A 17,773-nucleotide genomic window follows, 5' to 3' on the forward strand; every position below is an offset into this window, starting at 1 on the left:
GACACCGCCCGGCCCTGAAAGTCCTAGCCGAGGGACCCGGTGGTCGCGGGGCTGGTCTCGCCCGACGGCGCCGGGTTCTTCCTCGCCTGCGGTCCCGCCTTGCGCAGCAGCCGCTCCAGCGGGTGCTCCACCCACTGGTACGCCATCCCCGCCACGGCGAGGCTGATCACGATCGCCAGCAGCCAGAATCCGGCGGTGGTGGTCAGGGTCTCCGTGCGGCCGTAGCGGGCGAGCATGGCGCGGATGACGATCTCGTGCACCAGGTACCAGGCGAAGGACCAGTGCCCCAGCCGTACCGCCCACGCCCCGCCGAGCCCCGTCCGGCTGCCCCGCAGATCCGCCTGCGCCGCCGCGCACACCAGCAGGGCGAAGATCGGCGCGGAGAGCAGTTGGGAGGCGCTGTACGGGCTGTACCAGAGGCCGTCGGGGGCGGCCTCGCGCCACGGGACGAGCGCCACGTGCCAGAGCACGACCAGGCCGATCGCCGTCGGCAGCCCGACGGGTGAGCGCCAGCCGCGCTTGATGGCGAGCCCGGCGGCCACCCCGATGACGAACTGGAGCATGCGCGTCGGCGGGAAGTAGTCGAGCAGCCACACACGGGTGGCGCCCGTCTCGATCAGCGCGCTCGCGAACCACACGCCCGCGAGCGCGACGGTCATCGTCACCACGACCCAGAAGCGGCCACGCCCGGACTTCAGCATCGGCAGCAGCATCAGGAGCGGGAAGATCAGATAGAACCAGGCCTCGTCGCTGAGCGACCAGGCCGCCGGGTTCGCGCCCTTCTGGATGACCGTGTCGGGCACCCACGCGTGCACCATGAGCAGCGTCGCGAGGACGGCCTTGGTGGACACCTCCTTGCCGATGGCGATCCAGACGGCGACGGAGGCCGCCGACGTCACCACCAGCAGGGGCCAGATACGGGCGAAGCGCCGCCACAGGAAGACCTTGGCCGGCACCCGCTGACCGTCGTAGGTCCAGGCCAGTACGAAGCCGGACAGGACGAAGAAGAAGGTGACGCCGCTGCGCCCGTACCAGGTGGCCTCGCTGATCCAGGGGATCTCCCCGACCTGCCGCGACAGGTGGTAGAGCACCACGATCAACGCGGCCCAGAACCGCAGACCGGTCAGGGACGGCAGCCGGTCCCGTCCTGACAGACCTGCCCGGTCCGTTGTGGGGGCTGGCTGACGAGCACTGCTGGCGCGCATGACGTCCCGTGGTGTGGGTGACCGGAAGATGAAGAGTGAGTGACGCTACCCGTACACGCGCGCGGTGCCAAAGCCGGGTACGTACCCCGCGGACCCGCCGGGAGCGCTCAGCCCGCGCCGCCGGTGAAGTGCTCCCGTACGAGCGAGCGCACGACCGGCAGATCCCCGGCGATCAGCGCGTCGAGCAGCGCGGAGTGCTCGGCGGCGTCCGCGACGAGCGTGGCCCTGATGGTCCTCGGCGCACTGGCGAGCGGCCACTGCGCGCGGCGGTGGAGGTCGTCGGCGACCAGGACCAGTTGCCGGTTGCCGGACAGTCCGAGGAGCGCGCCGTGGAAGGCGCGGTCGTGGTCCGCGTAGGCGGCGAGATCGCCGCACGCCGCCGCCGTGACGGTCGCCTCGGCCAGCGGGCGCAGTTCCGCCCAGCGCTCGGCGGCGACGGTTCGCGCCAGCCCCAGCATCACCGGGACCTCGATCAGCGCCCGTACCTCGGCCAGCTCGGAGAGATCGCGGGCGGTGCGCTCGGCGACCCGGAAGCCGCGGTTGGGCACGACCTCGACGGCACCTTCGAGTACGAGCCGCTGCATGGCCTCGCGCACGGGGGTGGCCGACACCCCGAAGCGCTCACCGAGCGCCGGCCCGGAGTAGACCTCGCCGGGCACCAGCTCGCCGCTGACGAGGGCGGTACGGAGCGCGTCGAGGATCTGGCCGCGTACGGAGTGCCGCCGAACCGTACGGCGTACGCCGGGCTCGGGCGAGGTGGCGGGCACGGCGTGTGGCGCGTCGTGCGTGTGTTCGCCGCGCGCCTGCTCCGGAACTCGCGGGGAGCCGTCGGCCCGCGTACGGCCGGGCGACGCCGCGGTCCGCCGACGGCCCACCGGCTCGTGAGGGGCGGAGGGCGCTGTCGCGTCGTCGTGCGCGCTGCCCTGCTCCATCGCGCGTCCTCCTCCGGCTGTCGCGTTCTTCCAGGTCGTCCCGGCTCGCGCGAACCGGGCCCCCGGAGCACCATAGGCGGACAGGGTGACAGTTCAAACATGATTCGTGTCGGGTAAGGTAAGCCTCACCTTCAATCGATCGCGATTCGGTGGTCCCCAGGAATGTCTGCGCACGCGTCGCTGCCCGGCCGGTTCTCCTCACCGGTCGCCGATGCCTACCGGCGACTGACCGAGGTCTTCCCCTCGCTGGGCATCGACGAGCTGACGGACGGTGAGCGTCCGGCGGCGGGCGACGGGTGGGTCACCGCGACCGATCTCGCGGCGGGCGGATCCGCCGTCGACACGTTTCTCGCCTGGGACGAGGCGCAGGTGGTGCGCGACTACGGTCAGCGGGCCCGCCCGGACGTCGTCGCGACCTTCGGACTGCACCGATACGCCTGGCCCGTCTGTCTGTTGATCACCGTGCCGTGGTTCGTGAGCCGCCGGGTGCCGCGCATCCCGGTGGAGCACGTCTCCTTCCAGCGGGCGCGGGGTCGCATCGCCGCCCGCGTAAACGAGTTCGCCTGTCTGCCCGGTGACCCGGCCGCCGAGCTGCCCGGTGCCAGGGTCGTACCGGACGAGGAGGCGCTGCGCGCGGAGGTGCGTTCGGCGGTGGCGGAGCATCTCGGCCCGGTACTGGCCGCGTTCGGGCCCCGCATGCGCCGTCGCAACCACGCCCTGTGGGGCATGGCGACGGACGAGATCGTCGAGGGGCTCTGGTACGTCTCGCAACTGCTGGGCGAGGAGCGGCGCGCGATGGCGGAGCTCGAACTGCTGCTGCCGGGGACGACGAAGCCTTACGTCGGTACGGCGGGCTTCCGTGAACTGCGGGGCACCGACGGCGAGTCGCTGCCGACCAGGGACCGGGCGAGCTGCTGCTTCTTCTACACCCTGCGGCCCGAGGACACCTGCGTCACCTGCCCGCGTACGTGCGACGCCGACCGGGTCCGGCGGCTGAGCGCAAGCCGCAACTGACCTTCGTACGGCCTTCGTTGGACCATGCCACTCGTCCGGGTTGCATGGGGGCGGGTCGGATTCGAATGCAACTCGGGCCCATCGCCCACCCGTTCGAGCGGACTCCTCCTATTCGCGTATCCTTGCGCCTCGTTGGCGTTCTCTTGTCCCGAAACCCTCCTGCGCGCAGCCGTGGTTCGGCCAATATGGCGCCCGAAACGCCCCACTGCGATGCAAGGGACAGACACCGGATGCGACTGACCGACCCACCGCTCAACTGGCTGCTTCCGGGCGGCTTGATGCTTATCGGAGTCCTGGTAGCGGTGGCTTTGATCGCGCGCGGTAAACGCGCCGGGGTCAAGACCGCGGCCGAGGACTCCTGGGAACGCAGCGAGGAGCGGCGCAGGCGGAAGGAAGCGATCTACGGCAGCGCGTCCTATCTGCTGCTGTTCTGCTGTGCCGCGGTGGCCGCCGCGCTCTCCTTCCACGGCCTCGTCGGCTTCGGCCGGCAAAACCTCAACCTCACGGGCGGCTGGGAGTATCTCGTGCCGTTCGGCCTCGACGGGGCGGCGATGTTCTGCTCCGTACTGGCCGTGCGTGAGGCCAGCCACGGCGATGCCGCACTCGGCTCCCGGCTGTTGGTGTGGACGTTCGCCGGGGCAGCCGCCTGGTTCAACTGGGTGCACGCGCCGCGCGGCATGGAGCACGCGGGCGCGCCGCAGTTCTTCGCCGGCATGTCGCTCTCGGCAGCCGTGCTCTTCGACCGGGCGCTGAAGCAGACCCGCCGTGCCGCGCTGCGCGAACAGGGCCTGGTGCCCCGTCCGTTGCCGCAGATCCGGATCGTCCGGTGGCTGCGGGCGCCCCGTGAGACGTTCGGCGCCTGGTCGCTGATGCTTCTCGAAGGCGTGCGCACGCTGGACGAGGCGGTCGACGAGGTGCGCGAGGACCGCAGGCAGAAGGAACAGAACAAGCACCAGCGGCGCGAGCAGGAGAAGTTGGGCCGGGCGAGGATCAAGGCCCTCAACCGGCAGCACCGGGCCTGGGGACGCGGCCGTGGCCGCCAGGTGGAGCTGCCGGGAGCGGCGCCGGTACCGGCCGTGGCCGGCGGAAGCGGTTCACCGCCCGCCGTCGGAGCCGCCTCTCCGGAGCCTGCTATAGGCGAACTACGCGAAGCGGACTCGTCGCTCGGACGGTCCCAGCCCTCTCTCCTGCCGGTGAAAGGGTACGAGGCACGCACCGTCGACCTGACCGCCGAGGACGACACCCAGGCGCTGCCCCGGCTCGACTCCCTCGAGCGCAAACTCAGGCATCTGGAGCAGCAGTTCGGCTGAGCGTCCTTGAAGCGAGACGCATCACCACTGGTCGACACATGACCGGCGACCGGCGTGGCGGGAGACCGTCGCGCCGGTCCGTCGTTTCCGTGCCCCGCGCCTTCCCGTACGGCGGTCGCTGCCCTGTCTCACGCCGTCTCGCAGTTCAGCTCGAACCAGACCATCTTGCCCAGGCCCTGGGACAGCACCCCCCAGGCGTCGGCGAGTCCCTCCACCAGGACCAGCCCCCGCCCGTGCGTCCCGTCGTCCTGCGTCGGTGCGTTCGGCGTCGGCGGAGCGTCGATGAAGTCCCGTACCTCCACCCGCAGTCGGGAGTCGGCGACCGTGGCCTTGACCACCGCTCCGTGTTCGGTGTGCACGAGCGCGTTGGTCACCAGCTCGCTCGTGAGCAGCTCCGCCACCTCCGCCGACTCGCGCTCCCGCCAGTGGCTCAGCAGCTCCCGCAGCGCGTGCCGCACCTCGGGCACCGCCGTGAGATCGGCGCTCTCCACTCTGCGGAGCAACTGCTTGCGCAGCAGCCGCGTCTGCTCCCCCGTGCCTCTCATGTCCCCCATCTCCCCCATGCCCCCGTTGTCCGGACGAGCTTCCTCTCTTGAACGCTCTCCACAGATGCATTCCCCTCTCGCCACCCGCCACTCATGACGATGCGGGACGGTGTGACGGTGAGTGCCTGATACTTCTGGTGGGAAGTGAGGGGTTGCGAGATCGGCCGGACACCTGGAGTCTGCCGTTCCGGAAGGCTGAGCCGTAGACCTGAGGAGCCTTGATGCACGACGACCGCACCCTGGTGGAGGGCCGGCTCGAACGGGCCCTTCGCCAGTTCATCCGCCCCGCCCAGTACGCGGCCAGGACGCCGCTCGTTCTCTCGGTCTGGGATGTGCCGGGCGAGCCGGTGCCCGTGGAGCAGGCCCTCCAGGCCACCTACGAGCCGTTCCACACCGGCACACCGTGGGGTCCGCCCTGGTCGACCAGCTGGTTCCGGCTGGAGGGCGTCGTACCGGACGAATACGCCGGGCTGCGCGTGGAGGTCGTGATCGACCCCGGGTTCACCGGCGAGGGGCCCGGCTTCCAGGCCGAGGGGATGGTGTACGACGCGGCCGGCGTGCCCATCAAGGGCGTACACCCGCGTAACCGCCATGTTCCGGTCGGCGCGCCCGCCGAGGGCGGCGAGGCGGTCCATCTGCTCCTCGAAGCGGCGGCGAACCCGTCGATGCCCGCCCACTTCCTGCCGACGCGCCTCGGAGACGTGACGACGGCCGGTGACACCCCGCTGTACACGTTCGCCGCCGCCGACATCGCCGTGCTGGACGAAAACGTGTGGCATCTGGTGCTCGACATCGAGGTGCTGTCCGAGCTGATGGCGGAGCTGCCCACCGACCGGTCCCGGCGGCACGAGATCCTGCGCGCCCTGGAGACCATGCTGGACGCGCTCGATCTGCACGACGTCGCGGGTACGGCGGTCGCGGCCCGCGCCGAGCTGGCCGGGGTCCTGGCCAGCCCGGCGGCGCCGAGCGCCCACCGCGTCTCGGCGGCCGGGCACGCGCACATCGACTCGGCGTGGCTGTGGCCGCTGCGCGAGACCGTGCGGAAGGCTTCGCGGACGTTCGCCAACGTCACCGCGCTCGCCGGGGAGTATCCGGAGCTGGTCTTCGCCTGTTCGCAGGCGCAGCAGTACGCGTGGGTCAAGGAGCACCAGCCGCACATCTGGGAGCGCATCAAGAAGGCCGTGGCGGACGGCAATTGGTCTCCGGTGGGCTCGATGTGGGTGGAGTCGGACGCCAACATGCCGGGTGGCGAGGCGCTGGCCAGGCAGCTCGTGCACGGGATGCGGTTCTTCCAGGAGGAGTTGGGGATCGGGACGGAGGAGATCTGGCTGCCGGACTCCTTCGGCTACACGGCCGCGTTCCCCCAACTGGCCAAGCTGGCAGGCGTGAAGTGGTTCCTCACCCAGAAGCTGTCGTGGAATCAGACGAACAAGATGCCGCACCACACGTTCTGGTGGGAGGGCATCGACGGCACCCGTGTCTTCACGCACTTCCCGCCCGTCGACACCTACAACGCGCAGTTCCACGCGTCCGAACTGGCGCACGCCGAGCGGAACTTCGCCGACAAGGGCCGGGCTTCACGCTCCCTGGTCCCGTTCGGCTGGGGTGACGGCGGCGGCGGTCCCACCCGCGAGATGCTGGAAAAGGCGCGTCGGCTGAAGTCGCTGGAGGGCTCACCGCGCGTCGAGATCGAGAAGCCCGCCGCGTTCTTCGCCGCCGCCGAGGAGGAGTACGGGGAGAAGGCCCCGGTCTGGTCGGGCGAGCTGTACCTGGAGCTGCACCGGGCGACGTACACGACGCAGGCGAAGACCAAGCAGGGCAACCGGCGCAGTGAACACCTTTTGCGGGAGGCCGAGTTGTGGGCGACGGCCGCCGCGCTGCGGACGCCGGCGTACGCCTATCCGTACGACGAGCTGGACCGGCTGTGGAAGACGGTGCTGCTGCACCAGTTCCACGACATCCTGCCGGGCTCGTCCATCGCGTGGGTGCACCGGGAGGCCAGGGACACCTACGCGCGGGTGCGGGAGGAGCTGACGGAGATCACGGCGGCGGCCGTCGCGGCCCTCGGCGGCAGTGGTGCCGGTGGCGGTGCGGCGGTGCTCAACACCTCGCCGTACGAGCGGACCGAGGTCGTCGAGGCCGACACGGCCGACATTCCAGAGGGCAGCGCGGTGCAGGCGCTCAACAGCCACGGCCGCTCGGCGGTCGCCGTACGCGTGCCGGGGCTTGGCGCGACGGCGCTGACCGCCGCCGGGACGGCGGACGAATTGGCGGGCGTGACGACGCGCGCCGAGGGCTCCGACGTGATCACCCTCGACAACGGGCTGCTGCGGGTCACCGTCGACCGCGACGGCCTGCTCACCTCCGTACGCGATCTGACGGCGGACCGTGAGGTCCTGGCGCCGGGCAGCCGGGGCAATCTGCTCCAGCTCCACCCGGACCACCCCAACCAGTGGGACGCCTGGGACATCGACCGGCACTACCGGCACCGGCACACCGACCTCACGGCGGCGGAGTCCGTTCAGTTGGTGGAGCAGGGGCCGCTGCGGGCGACGGTCCGGGTGGTCCGTACGTTCGGCTCGTCGTGGATCGTGCAGGAGATCCGGCTCGCGGCCGGCAGCCGGCGCGTCGACATCGTCACCGAGGTCGACTGGCAGGAGTCGGAGAAGGTGCTCAAGGCGGCGTTCCCGCTGGACGTGCACGCCGAACGGTCCACCGCCGAGATCCAGTTCGGGCATGTGCACCGCGCCACGCACGCCAACACCAGCTGGGACGCCGCCCGGTTCGAGATCTGCGCGCACCGCTGGCTGCGGGTCGCCGAGCCCGGCTACGGGGTGGCGGTGGTCAACGACTCGACGTACGGCCACGACGTGACCCGCACCGCGCACGACGAGGGGCTGGGTACGACCGTACGGCTGACGCTGCTGCGGGCGCCGCACAGCCCGGACCCGGAGACGGACCTGGGCACGCACCGGTTCAGCTACGCGCTGGCGCCGGGCGCCGAGGTGACGGACGCGGTAAGGGAGGGACTGGCGCTCAATCTGCCGCTGCGGGTGGCCGCCGCTGCGACGTCGGCGCCGGTGGTCTCCGTCGACCATCCGGCGGTCACGGTGGAGTCGGTGAAGCTCGCCGAGGACCGTAGCGGCGATGTGGTGGTACGGCTCTACGAGTCGGCGGGCAACCGCGCGTCGGCCCTGCTGCGCACCGGCTTCCCCGTCGTGCAGGCACAGGTCACCGATCTGCTGGAGCGACCGCTGCACGAGGCGGGCACGGGTGCGGAGGGTCTTCGGGTGTCACTGCGCCCGTTCCAGATCCTCACACTGCGGTTCACACCGGCGTAGGAAGGCGGGCGGGAGGGGTCAGGGTCGCGGCAGGTTGCGCAGGTTGGAGCGCGCCATCTGGACCATGCGGCCCACCCCTCCGTCCAGCACGATCTTCCCGGCGGAGAGTGCGAAGCCCTGCACCATGTCGGCGCTGATCTTCGGCGGCATGGACAGGGCGTTCGGGTCGGTGACCACGTCCACCAGGGCCGGACCCTTGTGCTTGAAGGCGTCCTTGAGCGCGCCCGCGAGCTGCCTGGGCTTCTCCACCCTGACCCCGAACGCCCCGGCGGCGCGGGCCACGGCCGCGAAGTCGGGGTTGCGGTTGGTGGTGCCGTACGACGGCAGCCCGGCCACCATCATCTCCAGCTCGACCATGCCGAGCGAGGAGTTGTTGAACAGGACGATCTTCACCGGCAGTTCGTACTGGACGAGGGTCAGGAAGTCACCCATCAGCATGGTGAACCCGCCGTCGCCCGACATCGAGACGACCTGACGCTCCCGGTCCACGAACTGCGCGCCGACGGCCTGCACCATGGCGTTGGCCATCGACCCGTGGCTGAACGAACCGATCACCCGGCGGCGGCCGTTGGGCGACAGATAGCGGGCGGCCCAGACGTTGCACATACCGGTGTCCACGGTGAACACGGCGTCGTCGTCGGCCACTTCGTCCAGCACCGACGCGACGTACTCGGGGTGGATAGGGACGTGTTTGTCGACCTTGCGGGTGTACGCCTTGACGACGCCTTCGAGCGCGTCGGCGTGCTTCTTGAGCATCTTGTCCAGGAACCGGCGGTCGCTCTTCATCCGCACCCGGGGCGTCAGACAGCGCAGCGTCTCGCGTACGTCGCCCCACACGGCGAGGTCCAACTGGGAGCGGCGGCCGAGGCGTTCGGGCCGGACGTCGACCTGGACGATCTTCACGTCGGTGCCGTCGGGCAGGAACGCGTTGTACGGGAAGTCGGTGCCGAGCAGGATGAGCAGATCGCACTCGTGGGTGGCCTCGTAGGCGGCGCCGTATCCGAGCAGTCCGCTCATACCGACGTCGAACTTGTTGTCGTACTGGATCCACTCCTTGCCCCGCAGGGCGTGGCCGATCGGGGACTTGATCCGCTCGGCGAACTCCATGACCTCGTCGTGCGCCCCCGCCGTGCCGCTGCCGCAGAAGAGCGTGACCCGGTCCGCGTCGTCGATCATGTCGACCAGCTTGTCGATCTCCAGGTCGCCGGGCCGGACCGTCGGCCGGGACGTCACCAGGGCGTGCTCGATCGCCTTCGTCGGGGCCGGCCGGGAGGCGATGTCGCCGGGCAGCGTCACCACGCTGACACCGCCCCGGCCGACCGCGTGCTGGATGGCCGTCTGGACGAGCCGGGGCATCTGCTCGGGGCTGGAGATCATCTCGTTGTAGTGGCTGCACTCCTCGAACAGCCGCTCGGGATGCGTCTCCTGGAAGTACCCGAGGCCGATCTCCCCGGTGGGGATGTGCGAGGCGAGCGCGAGGACCGGGGCCATCGAACGGTGCGCGTCGTACAGCCCGTTGATGAGGTGCAGATTGCCGGGCCCGCAGGAGCCGGCGCAGGCGGCGAGCTTGCCGGTGATCTGGGCCTCGGCTCCCGCCGCGAAGGCCGCCGCCTCCTCGTGCCTGACCTGCACCCAGTCGATGGCCGCGTTGCGCCGGATGGCGTCGACGACGGGGTTGAGACTGTCGCCGACGACTCCGTACATGCGTTGCACGCCCGCGCGGGCGAGGATGTCGACGAACTGCTCCGCCACGTTCTGCCTGGCCATGGAAGCGCGCCCTTCTGCTGTCCGGGGTGCCGGGCCGGTGGGACGCGGCCCGGGGTCCCCCCCGGTACCCGCTGTCCATCAACCCACGCCCCGCGCGGTTACGCCTCCCAGACCCCCACGGCCGTACGGTCGTCGGCGTAACCCTTCACCCGCAGCCGGACGTCCGACAGATACTCGGCGAGCCCCGGCGGCTCGGCGGACGCCCAGCGCGCGGCCAGTTCGTCGCCCAGTGCCGGTTCGCCGCGCAGCGGCTCGGCGAGCCCGACGCTGGTCAGCAGCAGTGTGTCGCCCGGACGGGCCACCGAGGCCCGGAAGCGGAACGGCTCCGGCGGCGGCGGAACGGGATCCTCGACGACCGGCCCCGGAGGCTTGGTGATCTCCAGATCCATCGTGAGGCGGTCGCCCTCGGGGGTCTGTTCGGCGGAGGCTTCGGACCGGGCGGAGCCGAAACCCAGCACCGGCTCGCCCCTGATGTCGGCCGGTTCGGGGAGCAGCGGCTCCAGGTCCTGCCAGGCGCCGTCCCTGAGCCGGAAGAGCCCGCCGCCGCCGACGCCGAAGAAGACGCGGGTCCGGCAGTCGGGGTCGGCGGAGAGCAGCAGACAGCGCAGGCTCGCGGTGTAGTCCTCCGGTTCGCGGCCCAACTCGGCCGCGCGGGCGCGCAGCTTGCCGTACGTGCGGTCGGTGAGCCGGTGCAGACCGGACTTCAGGTCGCCCCGGCGGCCGGCTCTTATGTCCTCGCCGAGCCGGCTGTGGCTGCGGCCGACGGCGCCGCCGATCCACCGGCAGGCGTCGGCGGCGGACAGGTGCGCGCCCTCGGTGGCGCGCGCGCCGGTGGCCACGGCGACCAGGACGAGGGCGCTCGGGCCGGCGCCGAAGCGGGCGGTGAGCAGGGCGTCCCTGCGGGGCTCGCCCCGATAGCGCGCCGAATCGCCGCGCATGGAGGCCGCGCGCAGGGTGTACGTGCCGTACCGCGCGCCGTCGAGCACCGTGTCGGCGACGAGTTGGCCGAGCGCTTCGGCCTCGGTGGCGGGCAGCGCGGTGGGTTCGGCGTCGTAGGTGGGCGGCCTGTCGCCGACGTAGGTGAGCGGGGCGGCGGGTGCCGGCTCGGGCGCGGGAGGAATCGGGACCTCGGGAGCGGCGGCGCGCGGATCCGGGGCAGGGGCCGGGGCCGGGGTGGTGAGCCGTGGCGGCGCCGGATCGACGGCGCCCGGCAGCGGTCTGGCGTCGCTGGGATCGAACGCGGCGGGCGGCGGCTCCCACGGCGCGCGTGGCCGGGGCGTGAGAGGGGCCGGCGCGACGGGGCTGGGCGCGGGCGTCGGAGCCTGCGGGGGCGGAGGCGGGGGCGGCGGGACTGCCGGTGGCGTGTCGACGATCGTGGGCGGTGACGCCGGCGCGGGCGCGGGGGCCTGGATCACCGGGTAGGCGCCGCGAGCCTCCCACCAGGCCAGCGGCCGCGAGACGGGCCCGCTGCCCGCGGCGGCCGCCACGTCCACGTCCACGTCGTCGTCCTCGTCGCCCGCGTCGTCCTCGTCGTCCTCGTCGTCCACACCGATCGCGTCGACCGCTTGCCCGTACCCCGCCCGCGTCGTCGCGTCCGCCGCGCCCTCGGCGCCGAGCGTGTCCGCCGCCGAGTCGAAACGGTCGTCGATCGTGTCGTCCGGCGCCTCGGCCGGACCGGTGTCGCGTGCGGACTCGTCGTACAGCCGGCCCCACCAGTCGTCGGTGGTGGCGGGCCGGTCCCCCTGCTGGCTCATGCTCCTATTGTCGACCGCACGAGGCGTCAGAAAACGGGGCACCGAGAAAAATAAGAGGCGTGGCCGGATGACGCCGCGAGCACCCGGCCCAAGTCCGCCGGGCGACCCCACCCCCCACGGGAAGGACGCCCGGCGGACGTTCGGCAGGTCGGAGCGCACCAGGTGCGCCGACCAGGATTCGGGGCCGGAGACCGGCCGTAGTGTCGACCGTACGCCGATTCGAATCGTAGCGACTCGTCGGGGTTCGACAGGAACGTCCGGGTAGTCAGCTTATCCGGCATACGAGGTCCGCCGGACAGGGGCGGACACGCACCGACGCGACCGGGGCATATCCCTGAGGTCTGTCGATCCGGCAATGTCGCCACATTGGCAGAGTGACGGGTGATACGGGGATGATGTGCGCGGCGGGTTTACGCCGTGGCCGGTATCCGCCACACCCCGCCGGGTTTGAACGTCCGTCCGGGGAGGGGTGCAGGGGTGCTGGGAGCAATAGGTCTCGACGAGAGACAGGAATCGGCGTATCGCGCGCTGGTGGCGCTCGGCGCCGCCGAGGCGGCCGATCTGGCGCATCGGCTCGCGATGCCCGAGCAGGACACCGAGCGCGCGCTGCGCCGGCTGGAGCAGCAGGGGCTGGCCGCGCAGTCGTCGGCCCGCACCGGGCGCTGGGTGGCCGCGCCGCCCGCCGTGGCGCTGGGCGCGCTGCTCACCCAGCAGCGTCATGAGCTGGAGCGGGCCGAGCTGGCCGCCGTGCTGCTCGCGGAGGAGTACCGCGCGGAGTCGGCGGGTCCCGCCGTGCACGATCTGGTCGAGGTGGTGACGGGCGCGAGCGCGGTGGCGCACCGTTTCCACCAGCTCCAGCTGGGGGCGACGGAGGAGATCCGGGCACTGGTCACCGGGCGGCCGGTGGTGGTGACGGGGATCGACAACGAGTCCGAGGAGCGGGTGGTGACGCGCGGCGTCCGCTACCGCGTGGTGATCGAGCGCGAGGTGCTGTCGCTGCCCGACGGGATCACCGAGCTGTCGGCGGCGCTCGGCCGTGACGAGCAGGTACGGGTCGTCGACCGGGTACCGACCAAGCTGGTGATCGCCGACCGCGCCCTGGCGATGGTGCCGTTGACGGCGGGTGACGCGGAGCCCGCGGCCCTGGTCGTCCACGCGAGTGGGCTGCTGGAGTCACTGTCGGGACTGTTCGAGGCGGTGTGGCGCGACGCGCTGCCGCTGCGGCTGGTCCCGGGCGGGGACGGGGCGACGGTCGTGGAGGACGCGGTCGAGGGGCCGGGCGAGACCGATCTGGAGGTCCTGTCCCTGCTGCTCGCGGGGATGACGGACGCGAGCGTCGCCAAGCAGCTCGATCTGGGGCTGCGGACCGTGCAGCGCCGGGTGAAGGGCCTGATGGAGCTGGCGGGCGTGACGACGCGGCTCCAGCTGGGCTGGCACGCGTACGAGAAGGGCTGGGTGGCCCGCGACCCGCGGGAGTGAGGGCACGGGGGCGGGGCGGATCGCCCGCGTGCCACTCCGACCGGGATCCTGCACTCTTGGCAGATGGACGTGTGGCAGCTCGTGCTGGTGGGTCTGGTCATGCTGCTGGGCGTCCTCGGTGTGCTGATTCCGGGGGTGCCGGGACCCGCCATCGTCTGGGCCGCCGTGGTCTGGTGGGCGCTGAGCGACACCTCGGCCACGGCCTGGGCGGTGCTGATCGCCGCCACGGCGCTGCTGCTGCTCAATCAGGCGCTCAGACCACTGCTGCCGTCCCGTCGTACACGCGAGACCGGGACCCGCCGGCGGACGCTGCTGGCCGGCGGGCTGGCGGGGATCGTGGGCTTCTTCGTGGTGCCGGTGGTGGGCACGGCGCCGGCCTTCGTCGGGGGGATCTACGCGGTCGAGCGGGTACGGCTGGGCAGCCACCGCGACGGCTGGGCTTCGACCCGCGCGGTGATGCGCTCGGCCGGCGTCCCGGTGCTGGTCGAGCTGTTCTGCTGCCTGCTCGTGGCGGGTGCGTGGCTGGGGGTGCTGGTCTGGGGCTGAACGGGGGACGCGGCGCTGATCACCGCGGTCGGTGACCGGCCGGTGCCACGTATGCAGCCGGTCGAGGCGAACGCTCCGGCGGCTCGGAAAAAGTCTGCCTTCCGAGCCGCCGGTCGTGCTTGCGCGGGTGTACGTCGTGCGGATGGGCCGGTCAGCAGAGTGGCACGCCGGGGAGCTGGGCGGCCGGGTGGTCGATGTAGATGTTCGACATGAAGCCGCCCTGGTCGCGCAGCTTGCTCCACCAGTTGTTGCTGTACCCCTCGGCGTTCACGGTGTCGCCCTGCTTCTGGCACACGACGTGGACGTTCGTGGGGCCGGCCAGCCGGGTCACCACGGCGGCGTTCAGCCGGGCGTCGGCGCGGACACTGACGCCGGTGCCCCAGGTGGTGAAGGGGGTACCGCCGCCTCCGCCACCGCAGCCGTTGTCACTGGTGAGGAAGTGCTGGTTGTAGCTGCCGGGGTAGGGCAGGCCGCCGCCGTTGATGACGATGTTCTGTCCGACACCGTTGAGCAGCTGCTCGTAGTGCAGATGGGGGCCGGAGGAGTTGCCGCTGGAGCCGGTGGTGCCGATCTGCTGGCCCTGGTTGACGAACTGTCCGCTGGCCACCGAGTAGGAGCCGAGGTGGAAGTAGTACGTCTTCCAGCCGCCGCCGTGGTCGATGGAGATGTAGTTGCCCGCGCCGCTCGGCTGGCTGTGCCGGGTCGCCGTGCCGGCGGCCGACGCGAGGGCGGGGGTGCCGTTGGTGGTGCCGCCGTCGGCCCGTACGAAGTCCAGCGCACGGCGGACCTCGGCGGAGTGGTGGCTGTAGGTCCACCGCTGCCCGCACGGGTAGGGCGCCTTGAAGTTGGGGCCCGCCGCCGCGGCGGCCGTGTCGGCGGTGCCGGCTTCAGCTGCTTCGGCCGCTCCAGCGGGTACCGTCAGCACCCCGACTAGTACGAGGAGCACACCGGCGAATGTGGTCGATAGGCGTCTGAGACGGGTCACGAATGCTCCCGGGTGTGGGGGAAGCAGCCGGTCGGGCGGGCGGGCCGCGACCACTGCGAGACCCGGCAAAAGTAGCGACGGGCGCACCGTCCCACAACGACTGGACAGCGCGTTTCGTCGGAGATGAAATGTCTTGCTCCTGACAAGTCGGCGCTCCATCATGGCGTCGGTGCCGCCGGTGCGGCAGAGTACGTCCCGCCTGCCCCACCCCCACTGCCCCACCTGGCACCACCCCACAAGTCACCTGTATCCCGCAGGAGTTGACAGCTCCTCACCCCGCCTTGCCCCCACTTGTGCGCACAGGTCCCGGACCCGCGCACCACAGAGCGGAGAGAAGATCGATGACCTTGATGACAGGCATGACAGGTTGGAAGCGCGGCCGGGCCGCGCTCCTCGGCACCGTGGTCGCCGCGTCGCTGGCCCTCGCCGGCCAGCCGGCGGCGGCCGCGCCGTACCCCGGCGGCGGTTCCGACGCCGGCTCAGAAGCCGGCTCCGGCACCATGAACACCGCGTTCTCGAAGGCCGCCGCCGAGTTCGACGTACCCCGTGACCTGCTCGTCGCCGTCGGATACGGCGAGACGCACCTCGACGGCCACGGCGGCAGACCGAGTCAGGCGAACGGCTACGGTGTGATGCACCTGGTCAGCCAGCCGAAGCACCAGACGCTGGAGCGGGCCGCGAAGCTCACCGGCGAGTCCGTGGCCGAGCTCAAGAAGGACACCACGGCCAACATCCGCGGCGGCGCCGCCGTCCTGCGCGCCGTCGCCGACGAGCAGGGTCTGGACTCGGCCGACCGCGACTCGCTCGCCCAGTGGTACCCGGTCGCCGCCGAGTACGGCGCGGCGACGAACGACCAGACGGCGCGGCTGTACGCGGACACCGCGTACGACCTGCTGAACAAGGGTCTGCGCGCCCAGGCCGCCGGCAACGAGCAGATCCTCGTCAAGGCGCGCAAGGTGACGCCCGACCGCGGCAAGTACGCGAGCATCGCCTCCGACTTCGGCGTGCTGAGCGACGACTACGGACCGGCGCTCTGGGTCCCGGCGAGCACGTCGAACTACCAGAGCGGCCGTACGGCCGCGATCAACAAGGTGGTCGTCCACGTCACCCAGGGGTCGTACGCAGGCTCCATCAGCTGGTTCCAGAACCCGTCCTCGCAGGTCAGCGCGCACTATGTGATCCGCTCCTCGGACGGCCAGGTCACCCAGATGGTCCGTGACGCCAACACCGCCTGGCACGCGCGCTCGGCGAACGCCAGCTCCATCGGCATCGAGCACGAGGGCTTCGTCGCCGACCCGTCCTGGTTCACCGACTCGATGTACCGCTCGTCGGCCGCGCTGACGCGTCACCTCACCGCGAAGTACGGCATCCCGCGCACCCGCACGGGCGTCGTCGGCCACAGCGAGGTGCCGGGCAACGACCACACCGACCCCGGTGCGAACTGGAACTGGACCTACTACATGTCGCTGGTCAACGGCGGCACGGGTGACCCGGGCCCCGGCCCCGGCACCTCGTTCCCGACGTGGGGCACCGGCGTGAGCATCCGTCAGGAGGCGGCGACCACCTCGGCGCAGGTGGCCAGTCTGGCGGGACCGACATCGGTCAAGGTCCAGTGCCAGAAGCGCGGAGAGCTGGTCAACTACCAGGGGTACAGCAACGACGCCTGGTCGTATCTGCCGGACTACGGCGGCTACATCTCGAACATCTTCATCGACGTCTCGGACGCGTGGCTGCCGGGCGTGCCCAACTGCTGACCGCTCAGTCGTAGTTGATGCATCGCCGCCTCAGCGGGCGGGGCCGTCCAGCAAGGCCGTGCCCAGCTGGGTGCGGTGGTGCATCATCCGGTTGCCGTGCCGGTGCGAGGTGAGCAGTCCCGCCTCGCGCAGTACGGAGGCATGACGGCTCGCCGTCGAGGGAGCCATCCGCAGCGCCCCCGCCAGACCCGTCGTCGTCATCGGCCGGTCGAGCAGTTCGAGCAGCCGGGCGCGCGAGGTCCCGATCAGCTGGGCCACCGGTGGCGTCACCTCACCCTGCCGGTGGCGCACCAGCCAGCCGGGCGCCGGGGAGAGCGGGTGGACCAGCACCGGGGGAAGCTCGTCGTCGACGAGGGCCAGTGGCGTGCCGACGCAGAAGAATCCCGGAATCAGTGTCAACGTCTGTCCGGACAACTGGAGTTCACGGCTGACCGGGTACGGCGTACGCAGGATGCCCTCCTCGCAGCGCCAGCCGGGCATCTCCTCGTAGCTGGCCACCAGCCCCTCCGCTCCGCCGGTCAGCGCCGCCTCGGCGCGGCGGGAGCGGTCGGCCGCGGCCTGCGCGCGGATGGCGGGCAGATACGGCGCCACGGCGAGCGAGTAGTAGCGCCGCAGCGTCGACCCGAGCCAGCGCAGTGCCTCCACATCACCCTCGGACAGCCGCCGTACGGTGGCCGGGACCGGCCCGCGTCTGCGCGCGTAGAGTCGTGTGAGATCGGCGACCAGGCGACGGCGGGGAGTCGACAGCAGCCGGTCCACCCCGATGTCGAGGTCCAGCTCGCCGCGGCCGGGCGTCAGGAAGTCGGGGAAGTACTCGGCCGACGGGCACAGGAGCATCAACTCCCGTACGGCGGAAGCGAGTCCGGCGCGTTCCAGGGCCGAACGGACTTCGCGCCGCCAGGGCGCGAAGGCCGGCGGGACGTGCTGGTTCTGGAGCAGGTGCAGGCTGAGCGCGGCCTCCCACAGAGCGTCGGCCCCGTCCGCCACGCGCAGCCGGTTCAGCTCCCGTCCACGGAGATCGACTCGCAGCACGTTGGACTCCCCCGGAAAGCCTGTGCGTTCAGGCCGGAGTGTAGCGGGACCGGGTCGCGCGGTGATCGCGGTCGCGCACGGCCCGGTCCGGCCCGATCCGACGGACATG

Annotated in this window: 13 protein-coding genes; 6 read left to right on the forward strand and 7 right to left on the reverse strand. The window is 71.5% G+C overall.

What is annotated here, in order from left to right:
• Positions 1 to 23 precede the first annotated feature (23 nt).
• Both ACFWHU_RS02455 and ACFWHU_RS02460 read right to left on the reverse strand, forming a co-directional pair.
• Positions 24 to 1,205, reverse strand: a complete 1,182-nt coding sequence (locus ACFWHU_RS02455) for an acyltransferase family protein (protein ID WP_387223371.1) — start codon at positions 1,203 to 1,205, stop codon at positions 24 to 26.
• Between the two features lie 107 nt (positions 1,206 to 1,312).
• Positions 1,313 to 2,137: a GntR family transcriptional regulator gene (locus tag ACFWHU_RS02460; protein ID WP_385799470.1), complete on the reverse strand. Its 825-nt coding sequence runs from the start codon at positions 2,135 to 2,137 to the stop codon at positions 1,313 to 1,315.
• 162 nt (positions 2,138 to 2,299) lie between these two features.
• On the opposite strand from ACFWHU_RS02460, the gene ACFWHU_RS02465 reads away from it, so the two are divergent.
• Entirely contained in the window at positions 2,300 to 3,151 is an 852-nt protein-coding gene (locus ACFWHU_RS02465) for a (2Fe-2S)-binding protein (protein ID WP_387223373.1), read from the forward strand.
• A 230-nt stretch (positions 3,152 to 3,381) separates the two neighbouring features.
• The gene (locus ACFWHU_RS02470; RefSeq protein WP_385799474.1) at positions 3,382 to 4,461 is read left to right on the forward strand and encodes a DUF2637 domain-containing protein; all 1,080 of its coding nucleotides are present in this window, start codon (positions 3,382 to 3,384) and stop codon (positions 4,459 to 4,461) included.
• Between the two features lie 128 nt (positions 4,462 to 4,589).
• Here ACFWHU_RS02470 and ACFWHU_RS02475 read toward each other — a convergent pair whose 3' ends face one another.
• Complete coding sequence (locus tag ACFWHU_RS02475; RefSeq protein ID WP_387223375.1) at positions 4,590 to 5,006, reverse strand: ATP-binding protein; 417 nt, start codon at positions 5,004 to 5,006, stop codon at positions 4,590 to 4,592.
• 221 nt (positions 5,007 to 5,227) lie between these two features.
• Between ACFWHU_RS02475 and ACFWHU_RS02480 the strand changes: the two genes are divergently transcribed.
• Positions 5,228 to 8,347 carry an alpha-mannosidase gene (locus ACFWHU_RS02480; protein ID WP_387223377.1) on the forward strand — a complete coding sequence of 1,040 codons (3,120 nt, stop codon included), beginning with the start codon at positions 5,228 to 5,230 and terminating at the stop codon, positions 8,345 to 8,347.
• Between the two features lie 18 nt (positions 8,348 to 8,365).
• On the opposite strand, the gene ACFWHU_RS02485 is transcribed toward ACFWHU_RS02480, so the two are convergent.
• Both ACFWHU_RS02485 and ACFWHU_RS02490 read right to left on the reverse strand, forming a co-directional pair.
• Positions 8,366 to 10,114, reverse strand: coding sequence for a pyruvate dehydrogenase (locus ACFWHU_RS02485; RefSeq protein ID WP_385799480.1), 1,749 nt, complete (start codon positions 10,112 to 10,114; stop codon positions 8,366 to 8,368).
• A gap of 98 nt (positions 10,115 to 10,212) precedes the next feature.
• A complete protein-coding gene (locus ACFWHU_RS02490; RefSeq protein WP_387223379.1) occupies positions 10,213 to 11,868 on the reverse strand; it encodes a protein phosphatase 2C domain-containing protein in 1,656 nt (551 codons plus the stop codon).
• Positions 11,869 to 12,345: 477 nt separating this feature from the next.
• Here ACFWHU_RS02490 and ACFWHU_RS02495 point away from each other — a divergent pair, with 477 nt between their 5' ends.
• Positions 12,346 to 13,347, forward strand: coding sequence for a helix-turn-helix domain-containing protein (locus ACFWHU_RS02495; protein ID WP_385799484.1), 1,002 nt, complete (start codon positions 12,346 to 12,348; stop codon positions 13,345 to 13,347).
• Positions 13,348 to 13,410: 63 nt separating this feature from the next.
• Complete coding sequence (locus ACFWHU_RS02500) at positions 13,411 to 13,893, forward strand: DUF456 domain-containing protein (RefSeq protein WP_385799486.1); 483 nt, start codon at positions 13,411 to 13,413, stop codon at positions 13,891 to 13,893.
• A gap of 151 nt (positions 13,894 to 14,044) precedes the next feature.
• On the opposite strand, the gene ACFWHU_RS02505 is transcribed toward ACFWHU_RS02500, so the two are convergent.
• Positions 14,045 to 14,878 (reverse strand): M23 family metallopeptidase, encoded by an 834-nt coding sequence (locus ACFWHU_RS02505; protein WP_385799487.1) that lies wholly within the window; start codon positions 14,876 to 14,878, stop codon positions 14,045 to 14,047.
• Between the two features lie 341 nt (positions 14,879 to 15,219).
• Here ACFWHU_RS02505 and ACFWHU_RS02510 point away from each other — a divergent pair, with 341 nt between their 5' ends.
• Positions 15,220 to 16,632 (forward strand): N-acetylmuramoyl-L-alanine amidase, encoded by a 1,413-nt coding sequence (locus ACFWHU_RS02510; protein ID WP_385799489.1) that lies wholly within the window; start codon positions 15,220 to 15,222, stop codon positions 16,630 to 16,632.
• A gap of 30 nt (positions 16,633 to 16,662) precedes the next feature.
• On the opposite strand, the gene ACFWHU_RS02515 is transcribed toward ACFWHU_RS02510, so the two are convergent.
• Positions 16,663 to 17,664: an ArsR/SmtB family transcription factor gene (locus ACFWHU_RS02515; protein WP_385799491.1), complete on the reverse strand. Its 1,002-nt coding sequence runs from the start codon at positions 17,662 to 17,664 to the stop codon at positions 16,663 to 16,665.
• Positions 17,665 to 17,773: the final 109 nt, after the last annotated feature.

It is taken from the genome of Streptomyces sp. NPDC060366, from assembly GCF_042725135.1.
In the GTDB taxonomy this organism is placed as follows: Bacteria; Actinomycetota; Actinomycetes; order Streptomycetales; family Streptomycetaceae; genus Streptomyces.

Excerpts from the sequence above, each read along its gene's own strand:
- ACFWHU_RS02490 (WP_387223379.1), bottom strand. The coding sequence starts at position 11,868 with ATGAGCCAGCAGGGGGACCGGCCCGCCACCACCGACGACTGGTGGGGC.
- ACFWHU_RS02485 (WP_385799480.1), bottom strand. The coding sequence starts at position 10,114 with ATGGCCAGGCAGAACGTGGCGGAGCAGTTCGTCGACATCCTCGCCCGC.
- ACFWHU_RS02510 (WP_385799489.1), top strand. The coding sequence starts at position 15,220 with ATGACCTTGATGACAGGCATGACAGGTTGGAAGCGCGGCCGGGCCGCG.
- ACFWHU_RS02500 (WP_385799486.1), top strand. The coding sequence starts at position 13,411 with ATGGACGTGTGGCAGCTCGTGCTGGTGGGTCTGGTCATGCTGCTGGGC.
- ACFWHU_RS02455 (WP_387223371.1), bottom strand. The coding sequence starts at position 1,205 with ATGCGCGCCAGCAGTGCTCGTCAGCCAGCCCCCACAACGGACCGGGCA.
- ACFWHU_RS02480 (WP_387223377.1), top strand. The coding sequence starts at position 5,228 with ATGCACGACGACCGCACCCTGGTGGAGGGCCGGCTCGAACGGGCCCTT.
- ACFWHU_RS02475 (WP_387223375.1), bottom strand. The coding sequence starts at position 5,006 with ATGAGAGGCACGGGGGAGCAGACGCGGCTGCTGCGCAAGCAGTTGCTC.
- ACFWHU_RS02470 (WP_385799474.1), top strand. The coding sequence starts at position 3,382 with ATGCGACTGACCGACCCACCGCTCAACTGGCTGCTTCCGGGCGGCTTG.
- ACFWHU_RS02460 (WP_385799470.1), bottom strand. The coding sequence starts at position 2,137 with ATGGAGCAGGGCAGCGCGCACGACGACGCGACAGCGCCCTCCGCCCCT.
- ACFWHU_RS02465 (WP_387223373.1), top strand. The coding sequence starts at position 2,300 with ATGTCTGCGCACGCGTCGCTGCCCGGCCGGTTCTCCTCACCGGTCGCC.